Genomic DNA, 17,498 nt, shown 5'->3' on the forward strand with positions numbered 1-17,498 from the left:
CGAAGATGAGACTCTTCGGTGTGGTTGTGGTCGCAATGGCTGGAGCACTCGTGGTGAGTGGATGCGCGTCGGGAAGTGAAGCGGCCGTCCCGACAGACCCGGTTGCATTCTCCGAGACCGTCACGGTCGACGCCGTGACCGGGCATCTGGAGCAACTCGAGAAGATCGCCGCCAACAACGAGGGCAATCGATCGGCCGGTACCCCCGGCTACGACGCCAGTGTCGACTACGTGGCAAACCTGCTCGAAGACAAGGGTTTCGAGGTCAGCACCCCGGAATTCGACTTCAGCTCCTTCGATCCCGGCACCGAATCCCTGAAAGCCGCTGACGGCTCCGATGTTCCGGTGCGGGCGCTGACATATTCCACCTCCACGGGACCGACCGGAATCACGGCGCGTCTGGTGGCGATTCCCGCCGACGAGACCCCCGGTTGCGAGGCCACCGACTACGACGGCCGCGACGTGAACGGTGCCATCGTGCTGGTCACCCGTGGAGTGTGCCCGTTCGGCGACAAGCAGAAGATCGCCGCTGATCGCGGCGCGGCGGCGTTGCTGGTTGCCAACAACGAGGACGCAATGCTGGGCGGGGCTACCTTGGGTGAACCCGAAGACGCCCGCATTCCGACCGGCGGGGTGAGTAAGGCGTCGGGCGAGGCTCTTGCCGCAGCGCCCGGAGACCTCACGCTGATTCTCGACACGTCGACGGAAACGACGAAGTCGCGCAACGTGATTGCACAGACCAAGACCGGCGCGACCGACAACGTGGTTGTCGTGGGCGCCCACCTGGACAGTGTGCCGGAAGGTCCCGGAATCAACGACAACGGAAGCGGCACCGCAGCCGTGCTGGAAACCGCGCTGCAGATGGGAAGCGCACCAAGCATCGAGAATGCCGTGCGTTTCGCTTTCTGGGGAGCGGAAGAAGTGGGATTGGTCGGCTCCACCCGCTACGTCGAGGGTCTGAGCGATCAGGAACGGGCCGACATCGCCCTGTACCTGAATTTCGACATGCTCGGTTCGCCCAACGCCGGATACCTGGCTTACGACGGCGACAACTCGGATGCCGTCGGGGAGGGGCCCGGGCCCGAGGGGTCGGCGGGCATCGAGCGCACCTTCGTCGATTTTCTCGCCGGGCGAGGGATTGCGGCGGACGGAACGGACTTCGACGGGCGCTCCGACTACGGCCCGTTCATCGAGATCGGGATCCCGGCGGGTGGCGTGTTCAGCGGCGCGGACGAGCGCAAGACGCCGGCACAGGCCGAGAAGTGGGGCGGAGAAGCGGAGGAGACCTTCGACCCGAACTACCACAGTGCCCAGGACAACCTCGCGAACATCGATCGCGAAGCGCTCGCTGCCAACGCTTCTGCAGTAGCCTTCGGAGTTGCGACGTATGCCCAGGATTTGAGCGGGCCGAACGGAGTTCCCGTCGGCGATGCCCGGACACAGGCCAGAACCGAATGATCGACTGACCGAATGATCGACTGACCGAATGATCGACTGCGCGAGCGACCAGGAGGCCACTGTGCGAGAACGGCGGCAGCACACTGTCTGTAACTCTGAGTTACGCTTGAGTTATGGCTGATCTGTCCCCGGAGAACACCGACACGGCAGGTGCTTCTTCCTCCTCGGTTCGAGGCGTCTTCGACGTCGTCTTGAACTCTGCGGCAGAACTTAACCGTCGGCAGCAGCTCATCGACGCGCTACGACGCCTCAGGCGGGCACTACCCGGTGATCCAGGGTTTGGGGATCCGCTCTCGCTCGCCGGCCCCGGCGGTGCCCGCGCCGTGGCGCGCGTCGCTGACAGATTGCTCGATCAGAAGCCGGCAGCCACTCGCGAAGTGAGCCTCGGAGCACTGCAGGTGTGGCAGGCAGCGCTGGAAAAGATGGGCCGCGGACGTGGCGATCAAGAACTGACCATCGTCTTCACCGATCTGGTGGGCTTCTCCACCTGGTCGCTCGCAGCCGGTGACGGCGCGACGCTGACCCTTCTGCGTGCGGTGGCGCAGGCCGTGGAAACTCCGATCACCGACAACGGCGGACACGTCGTCAAACGGATGGGCGACGGTCTGATGGCAGTGTTCATTCGCCCGGATGCGGCCTTGAAGGCGGTGTTCACCGCGCAGGACGCGCTCGCGGAAGTCGATCTCGACGGATACACCCCACGCATGCGCGTCGGCCTACACACGGGTACCCCGCGTCAGATCGGTGACGACTGGCTCGGCGTCGACGTGACCATCGCCGCCCGGATGATGGGCTTGGGCGGCGACGGCAACGTCATGATGTCGGCGACAACTCTCGAGGAACTCGAAGCCGGCACCCTGGAGGATCTCGATCTCACGATCCGGCCATGGCGGCGAGGGTTTTTCGCCACGACGCCCAACGGGGTTCCCGTCGACCTGGGAATCTGGCGCGTACGCCGGAACTAGCGCCCTGGACCTCGAGCGCTAGACCTGGAGCCGCCAGAGCGGGGACACCGGACCGTGTCCCGCGCCGAGGTCGTACGACGCCTCGAGGCACTTGGTCACCCACTCTTTGCCGAACGCCACCGCGTCCGGAACGGAATAGCCGTGTGCGAGAGCGCAAGTGATCGCAGCAGCCAGCGTGTCTCCGCCGCCGTGATCGTTGCCGGTGTCGATCCGGGCACTGCTGAATTCGAGGAAACGGTCGCCGTCGAACAACAGGTCGGTGGACAACTCCGAAGTACGAAGGTGGCCACCCTTGACGATGGACCATTGAGCGCCGAGCGCATGCAGCGCTTCTGCCGCTTGGCGGGCGCTCTTGTCGTCGACGACCTCGATACCGGTGATCAACCGAACCTCGTCGAGGTTCGGAGTGACCACCGTGGCTGCCGGAATCAAGGTGTTGCGGACCGCGTCGAGAGCTTCTTCGTGCAACAGCGGATCGCCGTGCATCGACGCGCACACCGGGTCGACCACGAGCGGAATCGGACGGTCGCGGCCGATCCCAACCTCGGCGGCAACCGCGGCCACCGCTTCGATGATCGTCGTCGACGCGAGCATTCCCGTCTTCGCCGCACCGACGCCGATGTCCGAGACCACGACGCGCACCTGGTCGGCGACGATCTCCGGCGGAATCTCGTGGAATCCGCTGACTCCCACCGAATTCTGGACCGTCACTGCGGCGACGGCCACGCAGGCGTGCACTCCGCACATCGCCATCGTGCGGGAATCGGCTTGAATGCCGGCTCCGCCACCGGAGTCGGTTCCGGCGATGGTCAATGCCCGAATCGGGGTCTGTCCGGCGGGGGTCAGGGGCAGCAGCTTCACGACGACGAGCCTACCGATCGGACCTGGGGAAACGGCAGCTCGGTCCCACCTCTCGCGGGAACGACGGCGCGAACTGCGATTGCGATCCGGTCGTTCCCGGTGCAAAAATTGGTCGAACCCGGGACAGCGTCGTCGGTAGCTGATTCTATGAGTGGCATGGATCACAGTTATGGAGAGCGTGCGAACGCAGCTGTCGCCGATCGCGCAGGTGCACATCGTGCCGTGGAGGTCGCCGCAATGAACGACATCGAAAATTCGAAAACCGGAACCTCACCGGAAGTCACGCTCGTGGACAATCCGTCGCACGAACGATTCGAACTGCTCTCCGACGACGAGTTGGTCGGCATCCTCGGATACCGCGACGAAGACGAGATTTCGGGGAGCGGAGCCGAAGCGGGCGACGTGGTTGCGTACATGCATACCGTCGTCAAAGAGGAGTACGGCGGGCAGGGACTGGCAGCCGTACTCGTGCAGTTCGCAATGGACTGCGCCCGTGAACGTGATTGGTCGGTACGGCCCGTGTGTACCTATGTTCAGCGGTACCTCGGCGAGCATCCCGAGTATCTGGAACTGCTCGTCGAGGACTAGAAGCCCGAGGGTGCAAACAGACGATCAGGCTCCGAGATTCACGATCACCCGAGATTCACGATCACCGGAGCGTGATCGCTGGCGCCCTTGCCTTTTCGCTCGTTTCGATCGATCTCGGCCGCCTCGACGCGTGCTGCGAATGCCGGTGAGCCGAGGATGAAGTCGATTCGCATACCCTGCTTCTTCGGGAAGCGAAGCTGCGTGTAATCCCAGTACGTGTACACGCCGGGACCGGGTGTGTACGGGCGAACTACGTCCGCGAACCCGGACTCGGTGAAGGCGGTGAACGCAGCTCGTTCCGGCTGCGACGTGTGGGTCTTGCCCTCGAAGAAAGCGGGATCCCACACGTCGTCGTCCGTGGGAGCGACGTTCCAGTCGCCGACCAGGGCGATCTGCGCGTCGGGATCCTGCTTGAGCCAGCCCTCCGCGTCGTCGCGCAGCTTGGCCAGCCAATCCAGCTTGTAGGCGTAATGCGGGTCTTCCAGCTCACGGCCGTTGGGGACGTACAGGCTCCACACCCGCACACCGCCGCAGGTGGCACCGATCGCACGTGCCTCGCGGACCGGGTCTGCCTCGGGATCCTTGTCGAATCCGGGCTGATCCTCGAATCCGATCTGCACGTCGTCCAAGCCGACGCGGGAAGCGATGGCGACACCGTTCCACTGGCTCAACCCGACGTGGGCGACCTCGTAGCCGATTTCCTTGAAGCGTTCGTACGGAAACTGCTCGTCCTTGCACTTGGTTTCCTGCATTGCCAGGACGTCGACGTCGGATCGACCGAGCCAGTCGATGATCCTGTCGGTACGGGCACGGACGGAGTTGACGTTCCAGGTAGCGATGCGCACGAGGGCAAGCCTAGCGTCAGCCGCCGACAGGATCGGTGGCGTATCGGTAGCGGTGGTGTTCGACGAATCCGAGCTGCTCGTAGAGCGCGATCGCCGCGAAGTTGTCCGCCGAAACCTGGAGGTACGCGTGCGTCGCACCGTTCTCACGACCCCAGGAGAGTAGATCTCCGCAGATCAGCGACCCGATTCCGTGACGACGGTGTTCAGGGGCGACGTGAATGCCGGTCAGTCCTACCCAGCGTTTGTGGTCGGGTGCCTCGGTGAGCGCAGCGCGCCCGATGGCAAGCGTCGTGTCGGTGTTTCCGATCGCGCCGAAAGTTGCAGTGCCCACGACAGCCGTGAGGACCGCCTCGACGTACGCCGGATCGCCGTGGGTGTCGTACATCGACAGCCAGTTGTGGTCGGGGCGGTCGGCGAACGAGGTGACCGGAGGACCGAGCGGCAGCGTGACATTGCCCAGATCGGCGGCCATCACGATGGTTTCCTTCTCGCTGCTCCACCCGTCCGGAGCGGTGCCGAGTCGATCGGGGAGGAGCAGCAGGGTCGGCAGTCCGCGGTCACCGAACCACTGGCGTATCCGCTCGATGGTGCTCGCGTCGAAGCCGGCAACCGCCCCCGCACCACCGAGCGGCAAAGCCGAATTGGCGCGACCGGTGACACCGTGACCGGCGCGCAGCAACCAACCGTCGATCCACGCCTGCTCGACCCCCGGCCACGCCGCCGCAGCAGCCGTTTCGAGGTTTCGAATCTCGCCGATGCGAATCGGGCGGGCCGAGAGACTCTTGAGCGCGATCACCTGATCGGCGGAGACCTGGACCAGCCGACCGTCGCCGGCGCGAACGGCGATGGGATCGGCGCCCTCGAGGATGCCGATGACGTCGGTCATGGGATGCGAATAGCCGGGTGGGAGCTTGTATCGCAAAACCACCCGGCTACCGATCGAAATGTTGCCGTTCAGAGCAGAATTCTCAGTCTTCGTAATCGTCGTCGTCGTGACCGAACGGATCGTCGACGGTCCCCGGCGTCCAGGTCAGACCGGGCTTGCCCCAACCGGAACGCTTGATGATCTTCTTGGCAGCGCGCGCGTTGCGGCCGATCAGTACGTCCGTGTAGAGGAAACCGTCGAGATGCCCGGTCTCGTGCTGGAGCATCCGTGCGAAGAATCCGGTGCCCTCGACCTCGATCGGGTTGCCGTCGGCGTCGGTGCCGGTGACCTTCGCCCAATCGGCGCGACCCGTCGGGAACTGCTCGCCGGGAACGGACAGGCAACCCTCGAAGTCTTCGTCCGGGTCGGGCATCGTCTGGGGGATTTCGGACGTCTCGAGTACCGGGTTCACGACGACGCCGCGTCGACGCTCGCTGCTGCGGTCGTCACCGGGGCAGTCGTAGACGAAGACTCGCAGTGGAACACCGACCTGATTGGCCGCCAGACCGACGCCGTTGGCAGCGTCCATCGTCTCGTACATGTCTGCGATCAGTTCGGCGATCTCGGCCGGGGACTGAGTGACCGGCTCTGTCGCCTTGTGCAGTACCGGGTCGCCGACGATTCGGATGGGGAGGATAGCCATGCGGACAAGGATAGTGCGGCGCGCCCGCGTAGTTATCACGGCCCGCACACTCGATCATGGTTCAATGGTTGCTGAAGAACAGCGATGTAATTCGTTGCTCGGTCGGAACGTGGGCCGCGGGGGAAATTGTGAGTTACCTTCGGGCCAGGGGACCGGGAAACTCACGGCCGCGAGAATTCGGTCGGAAAAAGAACACCGGGCATACGAGTCTCGCTGACGCCGAGCACAGCAGTCGAGGAGTGACATGGACGGCGCAACCGCGCGTAGTCGGAACCAGTCCGAAGGCACTGGCGCCGACGATTCGGTAGTAGATACAGCAGGCATGCACGAGGTCGGCGAAGACGGCCTCACCCGCCGGGAGCACGACATCCTCTCCTTCGAGCGTCAGTGGTGGAAGTACGCCGGTGCGAAGGAAGAAGCCATCAAGGAGTTGTTCGACATGTCGGCAACCCGCTACTACCAGGTTCTCAACGCCTTGGTCGATCGCCCCGAATCCTTGGCGGCTGATCCCATGCTGGTCAAGCGCCTGCGTCGTCTGCGTGCCAGCCGTCAGAAGGCCAGGGCCGCCCGCCGCCTCGGCTTCGAGGTCACCTGAATCACGCGTACATATGATCGGGCTGTCCACGCACTGGCGATAAGGTCGACATCGTGAGTACCCCGAAAGAGCAGCCGTCCGGACCTCCGCTTCGCGCAATCGCCATGGTGTTGATCGCGTTGGCGATCGTGTTCATCGGTCTCGGAGCAGCCTCACTGGGTGGATCGAGCGACGGTGGATCGGGCGACGAGAACACCGCAGCACAGCAGACCGAATCCTCGGCGTCTGCCACGACGAGCGCCCCCGCGCCTGCCACCACCAAGCCTGCAGCGACGACGCAACCCGCTTCGGGCGATACCACCACTACGTCGCGTCCCTCGGGAACTGCGACGACCACGACTTCCAGCTCCGCGAGCGGCGCCGACACGTCGAATGTCAGCGTTCGAGTTCTCAACAACAGCACCGTCTCCGGTCTGGCAGCAGGCACCGCCGAGGAATTGACGGCAGCAGGTTGGAACGTCGAGGAGACGGGTAACTACAGCGAGGGCACCGTCAGTACGACGACGGTGTATTACGGATCGTCCGCGGCGGAGAAGGCAGCGGCGCAGAAGATCGCGGCTGAACTCGGAGTCTCCGCAGAGCCTCGATTCGCCGGCATCGCGAACGCGTCACCTGGCGTGATCGTGATCGTGACCTCCAACTGACCGGTCGTGAAGGTGGAACTGACCCGTCGGTTCCAGCTACTACACGCGCCGTTATGATCAGAAGCACTTTCTCGCCACCTCAAAGGAGCGGTTCGATGGCCCCCAGCAGCACCCGGCGTATGTCCTGGCGCGTCGTTGCCCCTGTAGTCGCGATTGCCGCTTTCGGCTTGACCGCTTGCAGTAACAGCGAAGAGCCCAGCAGCGTCCCCGGCACGACTCCTCCGGTGTGGACCGGTGCAGCCGATCCCAGCGCGCACGAAAGCGCGGGCGGCCACGGTTCCGAGACGGCTCACGCCGGCGCTTCTGCCGAAACGGTCACCGCAACGCTGAACGGCACCGACGGCGCCAAGGTCGGAACGGTCACGTTCGCGCAGGAAGGTAGCGACGTCAAGGTCACCCTCGACGCCAAGGGCCTCACCCCCGGCTTCCACGGATTCCACGTCCACCAGGTCGCCAAGTGCGAGACCAATTCCGTTGCCCCCAGCGGCGGAGAGCCGGGTAACTTCCTCTCGGCAGGCGGACACTTCCAGGCCGAGGGTCACACGGGCCACCCGGCGAGCGGCGACCTCACTTCGGTTCAGGTCCTCGAAGACGGCACCGCCACACTGGTCACCACGACCGATGCATTCACCGTCGACGAACTGGTCGCAAACGGTGGAACATCCGTCATGATCCACGCCGGAGCGGACAACTTCGGCAACATCCCGACGCGTTACGCGCCGGCACCGGATCAGCAGACCCTCGACACCGGTGACGCAGGCGGACGCGTTGCTTGCGGTGTCATCACCAAGAGCTGACAAACTCACCTGAGTTTTGCATCACTTCCGGCGACTACCACGCAGTAGCCAGCACGGTGTTTTTACCGACACTGTGATTGGATTCTCTGCGTGGTAGTTCCATTTCCAGGTTCGCCGCGCCCGACGCTGGGCGTGGAGTGGGAGATCGCGCTGGTCGATCGCAAGACCAGAGATCTCTCCAACACAGCAGCCGAGGTGTTTTCGGCGGTCGAAGAGCTTGCCGGCTCCGAAACCCCGCACATCACCAAGGAACTACTGCGAAATACCGTCGAACTCGTCACGGGTATTCATTCGACGGTCGGCGAGGCGATGAGTGATCTCGACAGGTCACTGGATCTGCTGCGTCGCGCTGCGAATCCGCTGGGCGTCGACCTCATCAGCGCGGGCACGCACCCGTTCGCGCAATGGTCGACTCAGTTGGTCACCCGGACGCCCGACTACGACGAGCTCATCGAACGCACGCAGTGGTGGGGTCGGCAGATGCTGATCTGGGGCGTGCACGTCCACGTGGGTGTCTCGTCCGCGGACCGCGTTTTCCCCATCATCAACGCACTGCTGCAGCGCTATCCGCATTTGCTGGCGCTGTCGGCATCCTCGCCGATGTGGGCCGGTGTCGACACCGGCTATGCGTCCAATCGAGCGTTGATGTTCCAGCAGCTCCCCACCGCAGGTCTTCCGTACCAGTTCGAGAACTGGGCCGAATACGAGTCGTTCATCGACGACCAGATGAAGACCGGTGTGATCACCAAGATCGGTGGCATGCACTGGGACATCCGTCCCGCGCCGAAGTGGGGAACCATCGAGGTCCGGGTCTTCGACGGCGTCTCGACGCGCGCCGAACTGGGTGCCCTCGTTGCTCTGGTCCACTGCCTCATCGTCGATCTGGACCGCAGACTGAGCGCCGGTGAGACTCTGCCGAACATGCAGCCGTGGCACGTCAAGGAAAACAAGTGGCGCGCAGCGAGATACGGACTGGACGCCGAGATCATCCTCGACTCCGACGCAAACGAGTGCCTCGTCACTGACGATCTGGATCGCCTACTCGACGACTTGGCGCCGATCGCGGTCTCGCTCGGCTGCGCGGACGAGTTGGCGTCGGTGGCGGACATTCCCCGTCGCGGCGCGTCCTACCAGCGGCAACGTCGTGTAGCGGAAGCGACGGGCGGCGATCTGGTTGCGGTCGTCGACGCCTTGGTCGCAGAGTTGGGCACCTAGCAGGTTCACAGTGCGAAGGACTGTTTCGCGGACTGGAAATCCGGGCATACCAACCGTTTGTCCAGTGGGTGTCCATATTCAGTTCACACGCCGTTTACTATTGTCCGGTGTTGATAGACAGTTGGTCCCAACGAGGGGGCGCACCCGGACAGTCGGACCGTTCGTGGGCGAGTTCTCACCGACTCCTTCTGATCGGCACAGCAGCATTGACCCTGCTGGTCCTGGGCGTGCAGGCGTTCGCGTCGTACAAGGGCTATCTCGGTCCGGTGGAAAGCCTGTTCGGTGACTACTTCCTCGTTCCCCGCTCCGCGACCATGCCTTGGGTGGGCCTCGCTCTCGCGCTCGTCGGACTGAACAACAAAGAACGCATCTACGCGGTATCCGCGGCCGTCGTGATCGACGTGGTCGTCGGCGCGATCCGCTGGTTCTCGGGTGGACCGCTGACGATGGGCACCGGCGGCACCTGGGTGCTGACGGCCATCGCGGTGTACGCGGTGTGGAAGTTGTCCGGCGAGCGTCGACTCAGCGTTCTGCACGGCGTCGCGCTGGGCGCGTTGCTCATCATCGCGGCCAAGGTTGCCGAGACGTGGCTGGAGATCACCATTCTCGTCGGCACCGACGTGTGGGACGAGTACGTGTTCCTCGCCGACCAGGCTCTCGGGAATCCGTCGTGGGTGATGGGCCAGATCGTCGACGCGATGGGCCCCGTCGGTGCAGCAGCCCTCGACTGGATCTACGTCGAACTGCCGGTCGCGGTGATCGTGGTTGCTCTCTATCAAGTACGTAAGGGATGGCCGTCGCATCACCTGCTGCGCACGTTCCTGCTCATCGGGCTGATCGGCCCGATCTTCTACGTCCTGTTCCCGGTGGTCGGCCCGGTGTTCGCCTTCGGTCCGCGTGGGTTCGGATTCCAGATCGGTGACTACTGGCCGAACATCGTGCCCAACTTCGACTTCGCATCACCGTCGTCGCTGCCGTTCGACGACGCCGCACCGCGAAACTGCATGCCGAGCCTGCACACCGCGTGGGCAGTCGCGCTGTTCATCCACTCGCGCAGCGGGCCGTGGTGGATTCGCAGCCTGGGATCGTTCTGGCTCGTTGCGACCCTGACCGCGACGCTCGGTTTCGGATTCCACTACGGCGTCGACCTCATTGCCGGTGCCGTCCTGTGCTTGACCCTCGATGCGGCGCTACGGGATCCGGAGCGAGGCTGGGGGTGGTTCCGAGTGCGTCTGTTGATCGGTGGCTCGGCACTCCTGGCGGGATTGTTGCTCTCGTACCGGTTCGCTGCGGTGCAGATGGCCGAGTACCCGGCGATCTTCGGGCCGCTGCTGATGGCTGTCCTGGTTCTGATGTCGGTGGCGTACTTCGCCACCTTCTTCGCCCGCCCCGGCACTGCTCTTGCGGTGTGGGGCGAGCGCGACGGCGAGTGGGATGCCGTTACAGGAGAGAGTCCGGGTCTTCCAGCTCGTTGATCTTCATGAGGTCGTCCTCTTCGCGCTGTTCGCGGTAGGCGACTCGGCCGACGCTGTGCGCGATCACGGGCGCCGTCAGCAGCGTGAAGATGCCCACCAGGACCAACATCCAGATGTCGACGCTCCCACGAAGCAGGAACACGGCGCCCATCAGGACCAGGATCAGTCCGACCACCTGAGGTTTCGTGGCCGCGTGCATACGCCGCAGAGTGTCGGGGAAGCGAACGATTCCCACCGCGGCGGTCAGCGCGAGCAGCGCGCCGAGGAAGATGGAGATGGCCCCGATCGTGTCGAGGATGTTGCCGATCACTGGTCACTCACCCGGAAGCGCGCGACGGACACCGAACCGATGAAGCCGACCAGCGCCAGCGCGACGATCGCGGGAACGATGGTCGTGTCTTTGCTGTACGCGGCCCAGACCGCGAGTCCACACATCGAGACCGCGATGATCGTGTCCAGGGCGACGAGGCGGTCGAGTGAGCTCGGACCGTCGAGCAATCGGAACGTGGTCAGTACGGCGGCGATCAGCAGAATCACTCCGGAAATGATCAAGATCGTGGTGATGAACCCGTTCATGGTTGGTCCTCCTGCCGGGGTGCATCGAATTCGTAGTCGCGCTGGTGCCATGGGCTGGGTTGCCAGTCCGAATCACGTTCGAACGACGCGATGAACAACCGCTCGAGGTCCTCCACCGAGCGGTAGAACGCGCTGACGGCTTTCTGCGAGCCGACGTCGAGCACGTGGACGTAGACGATGCGTCGGTTCTGGTCGATCTCGAGAACCATCGTGCCGGGGATCAGGTTGAGAACGTCGATGCACAGCGTGAGAACCAGGTCGGACTTGATCCCGAGTTGGTACCGCAGAACTCCGGTGACCGGCGGCGGCGACGGACGGATCGCCAGCCACGCGACCTGGATACTCGACTGGATCGCGTAGTACACGATCATCCACAGCAGACGCAGAATCGACAGCAGATGTACCCGACCCTCGACCGGTACGCGGGGGAGGGGAAGCAGGACCATGATGATCAGGCCGACGGCGAGTCCGCCGAAGATGTTGCCGAAACTGATGTTGCCCCACAACAGGATCCATACGACCATCAGCCACAGCAGGATCCCGACGCGGAGTACCTGTTCGCGTTTCATCGCGGAGCCTCCTCGGTATTCGGGACGTCGGTGTTCGGGGCCTCGGTATTCGGAACGGCTGCGGGGTCGTCTGCAGCGACGGGAGCTTCGTCGACCGGCACGGGCCGGTGGTTGCCGAGAACCGCGTCGATGTAGATGGACCGGTCCTGCAGGTCCTTCGCCGCTCTGTCGCTGATGTCGATGATCCGGCCCGCGAACACCGTCAGTGCCAGACCGACGATGACAAGTCCGACCGTCGGAATCAGCATGAAGAGCGGAATCTTGCCGACATCCTCGCGGTCGACGAACGCGATGTCCTCTTCGGACTCGTCGATCAACGCTGACGGGCTGACGTCGGCGAGGTCACCTTCGGGCGCGTCGGCCCGGGCTCGCCAGAAAGCCTTGGTCCACACGCGGGCGACGGCGTAGAGCGTCAGCAAGCTGGTGATCGTGCCGCCGGCAACGAGGATCCAAGCCAACGCGCTGGCGTCGGCCGCACCGGCCTGAAGGAGCGCGACCTTGCCGATGAAGCCCGAGAACGGCGGGATACCACCGAGATTCAGCGCCGGGATCAGGAAGACGATCGCGAGGATCGGGCTGGCCGCCGCCAGACCGCCGAGACGGCGCAGCGACGACGACCCGGCTTGTCGTTCGATCAGACCCACGACGAGGAAGAGCGTCGTCTGCACGATGATGTGGTGGGCGACGTAGTAGATCGCGCCGGACAGCCCGGACGTCGTGGACAGTGCGATACCGAAGATCATGTAACCGATATGGCTGACCAGTGTGAACGAGAGCAGACGTTTGATGTCGCTCTGCGCGATGGCACCCATGATGCCGACCACCATCGTGAGCAGGCCGCACACCATCAGTACGTTGTCGAGTTCCCCTTGCGGGAACAGCAGTGAATGCGCGCGGATGATCGCGTACACACCGACCTTGGTGAGCAACCCGGCGAAGACGGCGGTGATCGGTGCGGGCGCGGTCGGATACGAGTCCGGTAGCCACGCGGACAGCGGGAAGACCGCAGCCTTGATGCCGAACGCCACGAGAAGGACAGCGAAGATGGCGGTTCGTGTGCCCGGCGGAATGTTGTCGAAGCGCAGGGCCATGTCGGCCATGTTGAGGGTGCCGGTCGCCGCGTAGGCGAAGGCGATGCCCGCCAGGAAGATCAGCGAGGACACCATCGAGACCATCACGTACGAGACACCGGCCCGGACGCGGTCGGCGCTGGCACCGAGCGTCAGGAGCACGAAACTCGCAGCGAGCAGAACCTCGAATCCGACGTACAGGTTGAAGAGGTCACCGGCGAGGAACGCGTTGGAGATACCGGCGGTCAATGCGAGATAGGTCGGCAGGAAGATCGAGACCGGCTGGGCCTCGCTGCCGTCGCGGATACCCTGACCGATCGCGTAGATCATGACGGCGAGCAACACCACCGACGAGACCACGAGCATCATCGCCGAGAGACGGTCGACCACGAGTGTGATGCCGATGGGGGAGTCCCAGCCGCCGACCTGAACGGCCGTCGTACCGTCGCGGTCGGCGAGGTAGAGCAGCAAGCCCGACACCGCGACGACGCCGACGAGCGCGATCAGTGTGATCACGCGCTGGAAACGAGGACGTCGGCCGACGACCAGCGTCGCAGCTGCGGCCAGCATCGGGATCAAGACGGGCAGGGGCGCAAGGGCTCCCATCAGGTTGTCCGAGATGGTCATGCGCCTCCACCTCCCTCGATCTTGGTCTGGCGAGCGTCTTTGCGCCGCTTCTCGGATTCCTTCTTACGAGCAAGGTCGGTGGCCCAGTCGGGTACCGGTTCGTCCTCGAAGTCGCCGTCGTGGAGGTCGTCGTAGCATTCGATGTCCTCGAGGTTGACCAGTTGTTCGAGGGGAATAGGGTTGCCGTCCTTGTCGAATGCGTCGCCGCCGATGCTCGGGGCACCGGTGACCGGGTCGTCGGAGCGGTCGTGGTCGGGAGCGTCGGCAGGCAGGCGACGCTTGAGAACCTTGGTGTCCTCGGGATCGTCCTCGACGGCGTCGGCGGTGTTGATCTTGTAAGACCGGTACGCCAGTGCCAGAACGAAGCCGGCGATACCCATCGTGATCACGATCGCCGTCAGGATCATGCCCTGGGCGAGCGGATCCGCTATTTCCTCGTGGACCGAATCTCGGCCGACGATGGGCGGATTCCCGTCCGATCCACCGACGGTCAGGATCAAGAGGTTGATGGCGTTGCCGAATAGAAGTAGACCGAGCAGCATCCGAGTGATGCTTCGTTCGATCAGCAGGTAGACACCGGCCGACGTGAGGACGCCGATCAGGATCAGCATTCCGATGTTTGCGCTCATGGTGCTTTCACCTCGATTTCTGCGTCGAGGCGGGCGCCGAGACTTCGGAGTACGTCCAGGACCAGGCCGACCACGATGAGGTAGACGCCCAGGTCGAAGAACAGTGCGGTGACCAGTTTGACGTGGCCGATGAGCGGGAGTGTGAACTCGAAGACGGCGGACGAGAGCGCCGGGGCGCCGAGGAACAGCGACACCAGGGCGGTGCCCGCGGCCAGCGCCAAACCGAGGCCGAGAATCTTGCCCGCGTCGATGGGTACGGCTTCACCGAGTTCGTAGCGTCCGCCGGCGAGGTACCGAAGTACCAGCGCCAGGCCCGCCGTCAGGCCTCCGGCGAAACCGCCACCGGGGGCATTGTGACCGGAGAAGAAGAAGTAGATCGACAACACCATGATGGTCGGGAAGATCAACCTCGTGGTGACCTCGAGAACCAGCGAACGGTGTCGAGGATCGATGAGGTCTCCGCCGCGCAACCACGTCGTGTCCGAGTTGGCAGCTGCCTTGTCGACGATGACGGAGGGGGCGTCCGCGACGCGCGGCGCGATACCGAACCGGCGGTTGCGGAAGACGAGGCTGGCGACGCCTGTCGCAGCTACCAGCAGCACCGAGATCTCACCGAGGGTGTCCCATGCGCGGATGTCGACGAGTAGGACGTTGACGACGTTCTTGCCGTTGCCCAGGTCGTAGGCAGCGTCGGGAAGCAGCTCGTAGATCGGACGAGTGTTTCGGGCATTGGTCGCGAAGGCCGCGATGGTGGTGACGGTGATACCGACGGCGACAGCGAGTGCGGCACGCGGCCACTTGAAGCCGATCGCCTTGCTCTCGTCGACTTCGGCGGGGAACTTCCGGAGCACGAGCACGAAGATCACCAGTGTCAGTGTCTCGACGAGGAACTGGGTCAGCGCGAGGTCGGGTGCGCCGTGCAGCGCGAACAACACGCCGCAGCCGTAGCCGGTGAGTCCGACGAGGATGACGCTGGCGAGTCGGTTGCGCATCAGCGTCGCGGCGATGGCGGCCGAGATCATCATCAGCGCGATAGTGAACTGGATGGGTGAATCCCACATCCGAAGGTCGACTCCGCCGCCATCGGTGTCGATGATCAGCAGGAACAGCGGCACAACGACCAGCGTCGCGAGAATCGTCGACTGTGTGCGGGGGAGCGAACCACGCTGAGTGGCACCGGTCAGGCGCATCGAGATGGTGTCCATGCCGCGCAGGGTCGCGTCGTAGATACGGTCGGCGTTGCCGAGCGGCGGGTGCTCGAAGTGCAGTCGGCTGATCTGACGCTGCGCGATGTAGAGCGCGATGCCGCCGGCGATGACGATGCAGGTGAGCAGCAGCGGAGTGTTGAATCCGTGCCACAGCGCGAGGTGGTAGTCGGCGTGAGGTCCGGGGGCCAGTGTGGTGGAGTACGGGGTCAGCAGCTTCTCGAGCTGGGGCGAGAGAATGCCGGCGGCCAGACCGAGAACAGCGAGCAGGCCGGGCGCGAACAGGAACAGCCAACCCGGCTTGTGCATCTTGCTCACGGCTGGGCTGGGCTTGCTCAGGGTCTTACGTCCGAAGGCGCCCCAGATGAAGCGTACGCTGTAGCCGACGGTGAGGATCGAGCCCAACACGATCACCGTGACGACGGCGATGGACGACCAGTGGCCGAGCGCGTTCGTTTCGAGCACCGATTCGAGTGCGGCTTCCTTGCCGACGAATCCGAGTAGCGGTGGCAGACCGGCCATGCTGGCGGCAGCGAGGCTCGCGATGATCGCGAGAGCGGGTGCCGCTTTACCCAGGTGAGCAAGTTTGCGCAGGTCACGGGTACCGGTCGTGTGATCGATGATGCCAACGACCATGAAGAGTGCGGCCTTGAACATCGCGTGCGCCACGACCATCGTCATGCCGGCCAGGGCGGCGTCACGCGTGCCGATGCCGACCAGGACCATCATGAAGCCGAGTTGGCTGACGGTTCCGAAGGCGAGGACGAGTTTGAGGTCGTACGCGCGCATGGCTCGCCAACCGGCGAGGATCATCGACAGCAGACCCAAACTGATGATGGTGATGCGCCACGGCGGCGAATCGGCGTACCCGGGAGCCAGGCGCGCGACGAGGTAGATACCGGCCTTGACCATTGCAGCAGCGTGAAGATAACCGCTGACAGGGGTTGGCGCGGCCATTGCACCGGGAAGCCAGAAGTGCAGGGGCACGATTGCCGATTTGGAGAGCGCACCGATCAGGATCAGGACGATCGCGACGGACGGGAGCCACCCCGTCGGCGGGTTCGCGACCAGTTCGGACAGGTTGTAGCTGCCGCCGACCTGGCCGAGGATGATCATGCCGACCAACATCGCCAGACCACCCGCGGTGGTGACCAGCAGTGCCTGGGTCGCGGCGCGGCGGCTGGTGGCGCGTTCGGCGTAGTGACCCACGAGCAGGAACGACAGGACCGTTGTCAGTTCCCAGAACACGTAGAGAAGCAGCATGTTGTCGCTGGTCACTAGCCCGAACATGGCACCCGCGAAGGCGACCATCTCGGCGGCGAAGATACCGAGTCGAGGTTCGTCGTCGGTGAAATAGCGGGCGCAGTAGACCAGGATGAGCGTGCCGACACCCAGGACGAGCACGGCCATGATGGCCGAAAGCGCGTCGAACCTGAAGTCGATGTCCATCGACAGCCCTGGAACCCAGGTGATGTGCAGCGTCTCGACGGTGCCCCATTTGTCGATGACCCAGCCGAGGCCGGCGAGGGGGACTATCGCGAGGGGGAAGAAGCCGTTTCGCCCTAACCTGCGCACCACAAGCGGAGCCAAGAGGGCGGCAACGGCATGGGCAAGCAAGATAGCGAGCAAAAGGCACTCCGTCGTGTTGTCAGCGGGCGGCGGGGTGTCCGAACAAAATCGAACCTATCGGATTAACGAGACAATTCACCTTGTCGGAGAGGTTGTCTTTGCGTACATATTACCGGGCGTGGCAGTTTCGATGTGCAGCGAGTCGATTCGGACATCATCGGCACTCGCTGATACACGTAGGTT

The 17,498-nt window shown here is 64.0% G+C and carries 18 protein-coding genes; 8 read left to right on the forward strand and 10 right to left on the reverse strand.

Annotated elements, in window-relative coordinates; all coding sequences use genetic code 11:
• Positions 1-5: 5 nt before the first annotated feature.
• Both A0W34_RS07365 and A0W34_RS07370 read left to right on the forward strand, forming a co-directional pair.
• Entirely contained in the window at positions 6-1,457 is a 1,452-nt protein-coding gene (locus A0W34_RS07365) for a M20/M25/M40 family metallo-hydrolase (RefSeq protein ID WP_196305112.1), read from the forward strand.
• A 113-nt stretch (positions 1,458-1,570) separates the two neighbouring features.
• Complete coding sequence (locus A0W34_RS07370; RefSeq protein WP_081557538.1) at positions 1,571-2,422, forward strand: adenylate/guanylate cyclase domain-containing protein; 852 nt, start codon at positions 1,571-1,573, stop codon at positions 2,420-2,422.
• 18 nt (positions 2,423-2,440) lie between these two features.
• On the opposite strand, the gene thiD is transcribed toward A0W34_RS07370, so the two are convergent.
• Positions 2,441-3,283: a bifunctional hydroxymethylpyrimidine kinase/phosphomethylpyrimidine kinase gene (gene thiD / locus A0W34_RS07375; RefSeq protein WP_003945044.1), complete on the reverse strand. Its 843-nt coding sequence runs from the start codon at positions 3,281-3,283 to the stop codon at positions 2,441-2,443.
• A 237-nt stretch (positions 3,284-3,520) separates the two neighbouring features.
• Here thiD and A0W34_RS07380 point away from each other — a divergent pair, with 237 nt between their 5' ends.
• Positions 3,521-3,871 carry a GNAT family N-acetyltransferase gene (locus tag A0W34_RS07380; RefSeq protein WP_042453439.1) on the forward strand — a complete coding sequence of 117 codons (351 nt, stop codon included), beginning with the start codon at positions 3,521-3,523 and terminating at the stop codon, positions 3,869-3,871.
• 44 nt (positions 3,872-3,915) lie between these two features.
• Here A0W34_RS07380 and A0W34_RS07385 read toward each other — a convergent pair whose 3' ends face one another.
• Genes A0W34_RS07385 through A0W34_RS07395 form a run of 3 tightly spaced genes read right to left on the reverse strand, consistent with a single transcriptional unit; the run spans position 3,916 to position 6,284 of the window.
• Positions 3,916-4,716, reverse strand: a complete 801-nt coding sequence (locus A0W34_RS07385; protein ID WP_042926198.1) for an exodeoxyribonuclease III — start codon at positions 4,714-4,716, stop codon at positions 3,916-3,918.
• A gap of 16 nt (positions 4,717-4,732) precedes the next feature.
• Positions 4,733-5,674, reverse strand: coding sequence for an N-acetylglutamate synthase, CG3035 family (locus A0W34_RS07390; protein ID WP_218960382.1), 942 nt, complete (start codon positions 5,672-5,674; stop codon positions 4,733-4,735).
• A gap of 10 nt (positions 5,675-5,684) precedes the next feature.
• Complete coding sequence (locus A0W34_RS07395) at positions 5,685-6,284, reverse strand: peptide deformylase (RefSeq protein WP_003945053.1); 600 nt, start codon at positions 6,282-6,284, stop codon at positions 5,685-5,687.
• A gap of 244 nt (positions 6,285-6,528) precedes the next feature.
• On the opposite strand from A0W34_RS07395, the gene A0W34_RS07400 reads away from it, so the two are divergent.
• From A0W34_RS07400 to A0W34_RS07420, 5 genes are all read left to right on the forward strand, one after another.
• Positions 6,529-6,879 carry a DUF3263 domain-containing protein gene (locus A0W34_RS07400; protein WP_007730120.1) on the forward strand — a complete coding sequence of 117 codons (351 nt, stop codon included), beginning with the start codon at positions 6,529-6,531 and terminating at the stop codon, positions 6,877-6,879.
• Between the two features lie 53 nt (positions 6,880-6,932).
• Positions 6,933-7,523: a LytR C-terminal domain-containing protein gene (locus tag A0W34_RS07405; protein WP_054827817.1), complete on the forward strand. Its 591-nt coding sequence runs from the start codon at positions 6,933-6,935 to the stop codon at positions 7,521-7,523.
• A gap of 95 nt (positions 7,524-7,618) precedes the next feature.
• The gene (sodC, locus tag A0W34_RS07410; RefSeq protein ID WP_007730117.1) at positions 7,619-8,320 is read left to right on the forward strand and encodes a superoxide dismutase[Cu-Zn]; all 702 of its coding nucleotides are present in this window, start codon (positions 7,619-7,621) and stop codon (positions 8,318-8,320) included.
• Between the two features lie 90 nt (positions 8,321-8,410).
• A complete protein-coding gene (locus A0W34_RS07415) occupies positions 8,411-9,535 on the forward strand; it encodes a glutamate--cysteine ligase (RefSeq protein ID WP_003945034.1) in 1,125 nt (374 codons plus the stop codon).
• A 107-nt stretch (positions 9,536-9,642) separates the two neighbouring features.
• On the forward strand, positions 9,643-11,010 hold the full coding sequence (locus A0W34_RS07420; protein ID WP_081557540.1) for a phosphatase PAP2 family protein: 1,368 nt from the start codon (positions 9,643-9,645) through the stop codon (positions 11,008-11,010).
• Here A0W34_RS07420 and mnhG read toward each other — a convergent pair.
• The 6 genes from mnhG to A0W34_RS07450 are packed head-to-tail and all read right to left on the reverse strand — an operon-like array spanning position 10,976 to position 17,315.
• A complete protein-coding gene (mnhG, locus tag A0W34_RS07425; RefSeq protein ID WP_003945045.1) occupies positions 10,976-11,320 on the reverse strand; it encodes a monovalent cation/H(+) antiporter subunit G in 345 nt (114 codons plus the stop codon). The genes A0W34_RS07420 and mnhG overlap by 35 nt on opposite strands.
• Positions 11,317-11,586, reverse strand: a complete 270-nt coding sequence (locus tag A0W34_RS07430; RefSeq protein WP_003945061.1) for a monovalent cation/H+ antiporter complex subunit F — start codon at positions 11,584-11,586, stop codon at positions 11,317-11,319. Before A0W34_RS07430 ends, mnhG begins: the two co-directional genes overlap by 4 nt.
• Positions 11,583-12,155 carry a Na+/H+ antiporter subunit E gene (locus A0W34_RS07435; protein ID WP_003945063.1) on the reverse strand — a complete coding sequence of 191 codons (573 nt, stop codon included), beginning with the start codon at positions 12,153-12,155 and terminating at the stop codon, positions 11,583-11,585. Before A0W34_RS07435 ends, A0W34_RS07430 begins: the two co-directional genes overlap by 4 nt.
• Complete coding sequence (locus A0W34_RS07440) at positions 12,152-13,852, reverse strand: Na+/H+ antiporter subunit D (RefSeq protein ID WP_003945059.1); 1,701 nt, start codon at positions 13,850-13,852, stop codon at positions 12,152-12,154. Before A0W34_RS07440 ends, A0W34_RS07435 begins: the two co-directional genes overlap by 4 nt.
• On the reverse strand, positions 13,849-14,481 hold the full coding sequence (locus tag A0W34_RS07445; protein WP_003945054.1) for a Na(+)/H(+) antiporter subunit C: 633 nt from the start codon (positions 14,479-14,481) through the stop codon (positions 13,849-13,851). The genes A0W34_RS07440 and A0W34_RS07445 overlap by 4 nt, the downstream gene beginning before the upstream one ends.
• On the reverse strand, positions 14,478-17,315 hold the full coding sequence (locus A0W34_RS07450) for a Na+/H+ antiporter subunit A (RefSeq protein ID WP_007730104.1): 2,838 nt from the start codon (positions 17,313-17,315) through the stop codon (positions 14,478-14,480). The genes A0W34_RS07445 and A0W34_RS07450 overlap by 4 nt, the downstream gene beginning before the upstream one ends.
• Positions 17,316-17,498 lie beyond the last annotated feature (183 nt).

The sequence above is a fragment of the Rhodococcus sp. BH4 genome (assembly GCF_002079265.1).
Taxonomy (GTDB): Bacteria; Actinomycetota; Actinomycetes; order Mycobacteriales; family Mycobacteriaceae; genus Rhodococcus_F; species Rhodococcus_F qingshengii.